Source organism: Collinsella aerofaciens, assembly GCF_039758965.1.
GTDB lineage: Bacteria > Actinomycetota > Coriobacteriia > Coriobacteriales > Coriobacteriaceae > Collinsella > Collinsella aerofaciens_BR.
This window is the reverse complement of record NZ_JBDMSL010000013.1, coordinates 62,060-70,147: the sequence shown is the minus strand read 5'-3', so window position 1 is coordinate 70,147 and position 8,088 is coordinate 62,060. Positions and strand designations below refer to the sequence as shown.

At 57.7% G+C, this 8,088-nt stretch carries 7 protein-coding genes and 1 tRNA gene; all 8 read right to left on the bottom strand.

What is annotated here, in order from left to right; translation table 11 throughout:
* Window positions 1–434: 434 nt before the first annotated feature.
* The 8 genes from rplT to ABHU32_RS05680 all read right to left on the bottom strand — a co-directional run bounded on the left by rplT (window position 435) and on the right by ABHU32_RS05680 (window position 8,073).
* Window positions 435–794, bottom strand: coding sequence for a 50S ribosomal protein L20 (gene rplT, locus ABHU32_RS05715; protein WP_006234421.1), 360 nt, complete (start codon window positions 792–794; stop codon window positions 435–437).
* A gap of 46 nt (window positions 795–840) precedes the next feature.
* Window positions 841–1,032, bottom strand: coding sequence for a 50S ribosomal protein L35 (rpmI, locus tag ABHU32_RS05710; protein WP_006234422.1), 192 nt, complete (start codon window positions 1,030–1,032; stop codon window positions 841–843).
* 32 nt (window positions 1,033–1,064) lie between these two features.
* A complete protein-coding gene (gene infC, locus ABHU32_RS05705) occupies window positions 1,065–1,634 on the bottom strand; it encodes a translation initiation factor IF-3 (RefSeq protein WP_006234423.1) in 570 nt (189 codons plus the stop codon).
* Window positions 1,635–2,065: 431 nt separating this feature from the next.
* A tRNA-Leu gene (locus ABHU32_RS05700) sits at window positions 2,066–2,152 on the bottom strand.
* Window positions 2,153–2,191: 39 nt separating this feature from the next.
* On the bottom strand, window positions 2,192–3,625 hold the full coding sequence (locus ABHU32_RS05695; RefSeq protein WP_346979350.1) for a transglutaminase-like domain-containing protein: 1,434 nt from the start codon (window positions 3,623–3,625) through the stop codon (window positions 2,192–2,194).
* Between the two features lie 254 nt (window positions 3,626–3,879).
* On the bottom strand, window positions 3,880–4,746 hold the full coding sequence (gene fba, locus ABHU32_RS05690) for a class II fructose-1,6-bisphosphate aldolase (RefSeq protein ID WP_035137086.1): 867 nt from the start codon (window positions 4,744–4,746) through the stop codon (window positions 3,880–3,882).
* A 194-nt stretch (window positions 4,747–4,940) separates the two neighbouring features.
* Complete coding sequence (locus ABHU32_RS05685) at window positions 4,941–5,624, bottom strand: MBL fold metallo-hydrolase (RefSeq protein ID WP_346979349.1); 684 nt, start codon at window positions 5,622–5,624, stop codon at window positions 4,941–4,943.
* 88 nt (window positions 5,625–5,712) lie between these two features.
* Window positions 5,713–8,073 carry a RelA/SpoT family protein gene (locus ABHU32_RS05680; protein ID WP_148332598.1) on the bottom strand — a complete coding sequence of 787 codons (2,361 nt, stop codon included), beginning with the start codon at window positions 8,071–8,073 and terminating at the stop codon, window positions 5,713–5,715.
* Between the last annotated feature and the right edge of the window lie 15 nt (window positions 8,074–8,088).

Sequence of the window (8,088 nt, the reverse complement as noted above, 5' to 3'; positions counted from 1 at the left end):
CCTCTCGGCGGCCTTGCGAAAAACAAATCCAAGTTAGACCATTTCAAATGGTTCGATGTCTGCCCGGATGCGACACAGCTTGTGTGTCCATCCTCGCAGTATCCGGTTCTCAAGGTGCACGCTCTGCGGCTCATCCGGTTCCACCGGGCCGCGCGGCAAGGAGATATATTGCCAGACCGGAGGGGCCCCGTGGGCGGGAATTCCACTCTTCACAAGTCCTACACAATACAACGCTTCCTATATTAGTCATAGAAAGGCTGGTGCAGAAATACTGCACGTATCAGATGATGACCCTTCGGTTAAGAGATATATAAAGATCGGTCACCTGTAAGTGTCTATCTACCCGCGCTTTTGCTATATAAACCAGCGCCTCAGATAAAAAGAGGGAGCGCCGCGCACAACGCGACACTCCCCTAGCGATTCAAGAGAATCTATTAGGCCTCGAGAGCCTTCTTGGCGATGGTAGCCAGCTCGTTGAAGGACTCGATGTCCTCGTAAGCCATCTGAGCCAGGACCTTGCGGTCGAGCTCGATGCCGGCAACCTTCAGGCCGTGCATGAACTGAGAGTAAGAGATGTCGTTCAGACGAGCAGCAGCGTTGATACGAGTGATCCAGAGAGAACGGATCTCGCGCTTCTTGTTGCGGCGATCACGATACTGATACTGCAGAGAGTGCTGGACCTGCTCTTTAGCATGCTTGTAAGTACGCGAAGCGGCACCGTAGTAACCCTTCGCACGGTGCATAACGGTACGGCGCTTCTTCTTGGCGGCAACAGCGCGCTTAATACGTGCCATGTTCTATCAACTCCTAGACGGTAAAACGAAAAACGGGAACGCGAACTTAGGCGAGACGCGACTTGATGACCTTGCGGTCGGCAGCGGCGATCTCGGTCTCCTGACGGAAGCCACGCTTACGCTTGGTGGACTTCTTGCTCAGGATGTGGCTCTTGAAAGCCTTGGCGCGCATAAGCTTGCCGGTACCAGTCTTGCGGAAACGCTTCTTGGTGCCGCTGTGGGACTTCATCTTAGGCATGAAATACTCCTTAATCGGTTACAGAACACTAGTTACTTGGTATCGCTTGCCGCTTTATCCTCATCGAAGGCGCCCTTAATCGGGGCGAGCAGCATAAGCATGTTACGGCCTTCCATCTTAGGCTTGGACTCGACCGTAGCGTAAGGCTTGAGATCCTCGGCGAGACGCTCGAGAACGTTAAGGCCCTGCTCCGGGTGAGCCATCTCACGGCCGCGGAACATGATGGTGATCTTAACGCGTGCGCCCTTCTTGAGGAAACGCAGAACGTGGCCCTTCTTGGTCTCGTAGTCGCCAACGTCGATCTTGGGTCGGAACTTCATTTCCTTGACCTCGACCTTGGACTGATTCTTACGAGCAGCCTTGGCCTTCATGGCCTGCTGGTACTTGAACTTACCGTAGTCCATGACCTTGCAGACCGGCGGCTCCGCGTTGGGAGCGATCTCGACCAGGTCGAGACCCTGATCGTCGGCGACGCGCTGGGCATCGCGGATGGCGAACAGGCCGAGCTGAGAGCCATCGACGCCAATCAAACGGCACGAAGATGCAGTGATCTCGTCGTTGATGCGGGTGTCATCAGACTTAGCTATTTTCCCTACCTCCATTCATAAAAAAATAACCCGGCGCTTCTCAGCAACCAGGTCGTACACATAGACTTCCTCGATTTGAGGAAGGGAATCTAAGTTGTATGACCAGTCAGCTGCTCATTGGCGCCAAAAGGTGGGAACCCTCGGGTTCCTCTTTAGGGCATTGCGGGAACAACGCCTTGCGAATAATAACACGTACAGCGCGTTATCACATTACGTACACGAAAAAGGGGCCTTGACCCCCTTGAACGCTCGCTTGCATGTATGGTGACCGAGGCGAGACTCGAAGGGCCTTCGCTTCGCGAAGCCCCAGGCTTCGGGCGCGTGGCGCCCTCGCCACGCTCCGCTACAAACAGGCCGCAGGCCTGTTTGCTTAACGCTTCGCGCGCTCACGCGAGTCCGGCACGAAAAAGGGGGCCGCAACCCCCTTGAACGTTCACTTGCATGTATGGTGCCCGAGGCGAGACTCGAACTCGCACGTTGTTGCCAACGGTGGATTTTGAGTCCACTGCGTCTGCCAATTCCGCCACTCGGGCACGCAATGCGTGAGTTAGTTTATCACAGCTTTCTACCGATTAGTCCGAAAATGGAACTTCGAGCATTTCGATGAGTTCGACCGTGCGGAGCATCTCGCGCTGACGGCATCCGCGACCGTCGACCGAAGCCTCACCCATCTGGTTATCGTAAGGGTCCTCGCGCATGCCGTCGAAAGAGGTCTCAAACTCTGCCTGGAATCGATTGTTAGCCACCATACGCCACGGGTCGAGATTGCCAAAGTAGTGACGGCGGCGCCACTCCTCCCCCATCCTGCGAGCAGAAGATCCAAATGACACGTCGGCGTTGAGCCAACCGGTCTGCGGCGTATAGAACTCTGCCCAGTCGTGCGACCCCACCGAATCGGGCGCAACATACAGGCCGCTCTGCCAACGGGCGGGCACACCGGCAATACGGCACATGGTGATAAACGTGAGCGCCATAACGCCGCAATCGCCGCGGAGCGAATGCGCGCAGTCATCGGCAATAGATCCCAAAAGCAAGTACGGCGGCTGATAGCGATAGTCGATATACTGCGTCAGGTAATCATAGATAGCACGGGCGCGATCGAGCGGATCCTCGAGTCCGCCAACAACACCGGCCGTCAGCTGCTGCAGATACGGCGTGAATGCAATGTGCGGACGGTCCTCGGAAATATCCTCGGGCAGAGGCGCGTCCATACGCGGATGAACCGGAAGTGTGCCACCGTAGACATCAGAATAAGCAGCATCGATGTGATAACGATAAGTCACCGAGAATGAGCGCTCACTCGAAGAAGACCACGAGGCGGTACGCGCCGAAGCGTTCGCGGGAGCAACAGCACCCTCCGGCGTCATGTCGAGAATCTCGACCTGAGACTGTTGGCGGCAGGTGGCGGCTACGGGAAGCCAAGCGCGAACGGTCTCCCCCTCTAGAGCGCCGGGGACAGACAAGGACGCCTTAAGCGTAATAACGCGAGTCAATCCGTTTTGTGACTCCATCTCCTTGAGCATCTCGTTGCGCAGTGCAATTCCGTCCGTAGGATCGGGACGCATGCCGGGAACCTCTTTGGGATATACGCGAAGCGAATCGAGGAAGTTGTCGAGAACGAACAGCTCGCCATCGATAAAGCGCCAGTCAATACGCTTACGGTCAATCAGATCGTCAAACTGCTCCTCGGTAAACTCAGGCCACTCCTCGCGAATCATCGCAATAGCCCGATCGCGCGACACCGAAAAATGAAGCGGCGTCTCAAGCATGCGATACCGCTCGGCACGAACGCAGGCAGCAAGCGAGGGATCGGGATCTTGGGCAAGTAGGCGGTCGCAAGCCTCAATAGCCTGCGAAAGATACCCCGCGTCCTTTAAACGCAGAATCTCGGGTGGCAAGCCAACATCTAGAAAACGGAAGTCATCATTGCAAACATCAACAGAGCAACCAACAGGACCCTCGTCAATAACCTTCCCATCCGAAGGCAGCACCTTAACAACAGCCATACTAAAACTCCAAGTCACTAGAACGCTTGAAGTCCATTGTAGCGAGATAAAAAAGAAAGCCCCAACAAGGGAGCCATCAACACCGCCGAACGGTAGTCAAAAAAAATGAATTCAGCCCAGTAACCCTGCGGCGTTAAACGAAGGAAGCCCCGTCCCCCGGAACTGTTTCCTTGGCGCGACTTCTGGCGAAGCCAGGTGAGCGCAAAGGAAACAGTGTAGGGAGACGGGGCTTCCGGCGGGAAGTTTAGCGACGCTTACGCCTTGTTGACGGAGCCAAACTCCTCCATGAGCTCCTTGGTGCGGGCAACGATGTTGTCGCGACCAGGCTTGAGGAGCTTGCGGGGGTCAAAGCCCTTGCCCTGCTGATCCTTGCCGGCCTCGATGTACTCGCGAACGCCCTTGGCGAAAACGAGCTGCAGATCGGTGTTGACGTTGATCTTGGAGATACCCAGGGAGATGGCCTTCTTAATCTGATCCTCGGGGATGCCGGTGCCACCGTGCAGGACGAGGGGCAGGTCGCCGGTCTGAGCCTTGATCTCGCCCAGGCGCTCGAAGGAAAGGCCAGCCCAGTCGGCAGGGTACACGCCGTGGATGTTGCCGATACCGCAGGCGAGGAAGTCGACGCCCAGGTCAGCAATCTGCTTGCACTCAGCAGGATCAGCGAGCTCGCCGCTGGAGGTCACGCCGTCCTCGGTGCCGCCGATGCCGCCGACCTCGGCCTCGATGGACATGCCCTTGGAGTGGGCAAGCTCAACGAGCTCCTTGGTGCGGTCGAGGTTAAGCTGGAAGGTCTCCTCATGAGAGCCGTCATACATGATGGACGTGAAGCCGGCCTCGATGCACTTGAAGCAGTCCTCGTAAGAACCGTGATCGAGGTGAAGGGCGACGGGAACGGTAACGCCCGTGGCCTCGACGGCAGCCTTGACCATGTCGGCGCAGACCTTGAAACCGCCCATCCACTTAGCGGCACCAGCGGTGCACTGAAGGATCAGCGGAGACTTGGCCTCCTCGGCGGCCTGGAGAATAGCCAGGGTCCACTCGAGGTTGTTGGTGTTGAAGGCACCGAGACCGTACTTGCCGGCCTCGGCCTTCTTGAGCATGTCTGCTGCGTTGACGAGCATAAAAGAAACCTCCTGTAAGGTTGCTCCGATAACGCCTGAGATTTTACCACGACATACCCGAGCATAAACGTTCGTTTGTTCACGAATACCATCCGATTGGACAAATTTTGACCGTTTGCCCCACAGAATCGACCCACTGGGGAAAATAGCTTGACGATTGAACAGTCTTCGTGGTTCGAAAGACGGCTTCGAGCCTACATCTGCATAAACGGGTTCTGCATAAGTTCGCGCGCCATCGTGGTCGAATCGCCATGGCCCGTCAAGCAAACGGTATCGGGCGGAAGCGTCATGGCAAGTTTGGAGATCGAGCGCATAATCGCCGCCTCGTCACCGCCGGAAAGATCGGTACGACCGTGGCTGCCCGGGAAAAGTGTGTCGCCCACAAAGGCGATGTTCCCCTGCTCGGTCGCGGCGAACAGGACGATGCCGCCCGGCGTATGCCCCGGCGTCTCGATCACCTGCAGGCAGACGTCGCCCACCTCGATTGTATCGCCCTCGGCAAGCAAACGCGTCGGCTCACCCGGATCGGGCGTCTCGATGCCCCACATGGCGCGCTGCTCCTCGATATTTGCGCGAGGTACCGTCACGTCCTTAGCGCACAACTCATATAGTGCGCTGTCGCCAACAACAGCTCGAACCCCGGCAACCCCGCCAACATGGTCGGCATGACCGTGCGTGCAGACAGAGCCGAGTACGTGCACCTCGGGATGCGCGGTGCGGATATGCTCCACAAGACGCTCGCCCTCCCACGCCGGATCGACGATTAAGCACTCGTCATTCGAAATCACGGCGTAGCTGTTAGTCTGAATCGGGCCGTTGACGAGCGCCTCAATCGAAGCCGCGCCTCGGGGTGTCAGGTCCAAAGTCATATCGTCCATGCGCATACCCTCCTTCTAAAATACGTTCGAGGCACCAAACGATGCCTCGAACGTAACCAATATCTATGATGTTGAGAGGCTCTCGCACCTACACACGGCGCTTGAGTTGCGCTCCGCCCTCGCCGGGCATAAGACGGCGAGCGTCGTAGACCGAATCGACACTGCTGATGGAAGCCAGCAGCGGATCCAGGCCGCTCGCATCCGAAATTTCGACCATAAAGCGCAGGGTCGCAATACCCTCGCGGTTGGTCGACGTGGCGGCAGAAAGGATATTGCCGCCTGCATCGCCAATGGCAATGGTGACGTCCTTGAGCAGACCCATGCGGTCCAGGCACTCGACCACGATCTCGACCTGGAAGAGGGTGTCGGCAGCGCCGTCCCACTCCACATCGATCATGCGCTCGGGATGTTCCATAAGACCCTTGACGTTAGGGCAGTTGGCGCGATGCACCGAAACGCCACGACCGCGCGTGATGAAGCCGACGATGTCGTCGCCCGTCACGGGGTTGCAGCAATGAGCCAGACGGACCAGCAGGCCGCTGTTGCTCTCGCCCTTGACGATAATGCCGTTACTGGCGCTCTTGCCGCGCTTTTGCGGCTTGCGGTTGGAGCCGCGAGCGGGCTGCTTCACGACCTCGGCGATAGCCTCGGCCTTGGTGAGCTGTTCCTCGGGCTTGGGGTCCAAGATTTGCTCGACCTTATTGCCCACAGCGCGCGGGGCAACCTTGCCGGCGCCGACGGCGGCAAACAGGTCCTCGAGCTGCTTGAAGTTAAACTGCTCCGCCACGGCGTTGAGTGCACGCGTCGAACGCGGCGTAGAAATGCCATAGCCACGCTTACGCAGGTCCTTGGCCAGCATATCGCGACCAGCAGCAGCGTCGTCGTCCTTGGTCGCAGCGGCAAAATAGCGGCGGATCTTTGACTTGGCCGAAGGCGTCTTGACGATCTTGAGCCAATCACGCGACGGCTTGGAACTCTTGTTGGTCAGGATTTCAACGCGGTCGCCCGTCTTGATCTCGTGCGTGAGCGGAGCCACCGCACCGTTGATTTTGGCGCCGACGCAATGGTTTCCCACCTCGGTGTGAACGGCATAGGCAAAGTCGAGCGGCGTGGAACCGGCACGAAGCGCCATGACCTCGCCTTTGGGCGTGAAGACAAAAATCTCCTGATCGAACAGATCGACCTTCAGCGAGTGCAGGTATTCCTTGGCATCGGTGATCTCGTCGGAAGCCGCCCAATCGAGCGAATGCTTGAGCCAGTTGATCTGGTCGTCCAAACGTTGAGCGTCATTGGTCTTGGAAGCAGACGATCCGCCCGACTTCTTATATAGCCAGTGGGCGGCAATGCCGTACTCGGCCTGCTCATGCATCTCGTAGGTTCGAATCTGAATCTCGAGCGGACGAGCCGTGGGGCCGATAACCGTCGTATGGAGCGACTGGTAGTTATTGACCTTGGGCATGGCGATATAGTCTTTAAAGCGACCGGGCATGGGGTGCCACAGCGTATGCACTGCGCCGAGCGTGGAGTAGCAATCGCGCACCGAATGGGTAATAACGCGCAGCGCCACCAAATCGTAGATCTCGGAGAATTCCTTGCCCTTGCGCTTCATCTTTTGGTAGATGGACCAATAGTGCTTGGAGCGGCCGTTGATCTGGAAGCCCTCCAGGCCAATGCGGTTGAGCTCGTCGGTGAGCGTCTTGATGGTCTCGGCCAGATAGCGCTCGCGAACCTCGCGCGACTCAGCCACCATGCGCGCGATGCGCTGGTAGGCGTCGGGCTCAAGGTAGAAGAAGGACAGGTCCTCGAGCTCCCATTTAATGGAGCTCATGCCCAGACGGTCGGCCAGAGGCGCATACACGTCCATGGTCTCGCGAGCCTTAAACAGGCGACGGTCCTCACGCAGGGCTGCAAGGGTGCGCATGTTGTGCAGACGGTCGGCAAGCTTAACGATGATGACGCGGATGTCCTTGGACATGGCGAGGAACATCTTGCGCAGCGTAAGGGCCTGTTTCTCGTCCATGCTGTCGACTTCGATGTTGGTGAGCTTGGTCACGCCATCGACGAGCTCGGCCACCGTATCGCCAAACAGGCCGGAAACATCGGCAAGCGAAGTCTCGGTATCCTCGACGGTATCGTGCAGCAGCGCGGCGCACACCACGTCACAGTCCATCTTGAGATCGGCCAGAATGATGGCCACCTCGACGGGATGGTTGATGTACATCTCACCCGAGCGCCGCTTTTGGTTGCAATGCTTCTCGGCAGCAAAGCAGTAGGCCTGCTCAACCTTAGAAAAGTCGTCCTCATTCATATATTTGAGGCACAGACGCTCCAGCTTGTCGTAGCTGTCCGCCATAATCTCGGGCGGCAGCTCATCGGCATGCTTATAGTGCTCCATCTCCGAAAACGGCTGGAGGGTGGAATCATGGGCGGTACGGGCTGCGGCATCCATCGAGGTCCCCTTCCC